The sequence below is a fragment of the Metasolibacillus meyeri genome (genome assembly GCF_003049505.1).
In the GTDB taxonomy this organism is placed as follows: domain Bacteria; phylum Bacillota; class Bacilli; order Bacillales_A; family Planococcaceae; genus Metasolibacillus; species Metasolibacillus meyeri.
Genome location: NZ_PYWN01000265.1, coordinates 1 through 448 on the forward strand (window position 1 = coordinate 1; position 448 = coordinate 448).

1 protein-coding gene is annotated in these 448 nt (G+C 37.9%); it reads left to right on the forward strand.

Annotation, left to right across the window (positions count from 1 at the left end; genetic code table 11):
- Window positions 1-448, forward strand: a 448-nt coding sequence (locus tag C9J34_RS22565; RefSeq protein ID WP_238600758.1) for a hypothetical protein, incomplete at both ends; no start/stop codon positions are given.

The following is a 448-nucleotide window of genomic DNA, read 5'->3' on the forward strand; positions in this document are numbered from 1 at the left end:
CTGATATTGACTTGTTTATTTAAGCAACAGGCTACGTTAGGCATCTTATTCACCTGCGTTAGTTTGCCTGTTTTAATCAGCTATATCATTTTATTAAAAGCTGGTTTCCATCTAGCTAATCCGATTCACTTGCTCATCTCTTATGAAACGCATTTATTAGCTACGGATCGTTATATCACCTATTTTTTCACTATGTTCTGTCTACTGATTATCGTTTTTATCCTTTCTTATATAGTGATGAGAGCGCAAACCGTCCGGCTCCGATTACCTGTATTTCAATCTAGGAAGAAGCAGTATCAAGTAAGACGTAGGTTTAAGCTACTACAATTTGAACAGTTAAAAAAGAAGCGAAGCGGTCAAATCCTGCTTACGCTTACACTGTTATTCGCAAGCATTGGTGGTACAGTTGCCGTTGTGAATCAGCAATTCCAAACACTTCCTGAGAAAG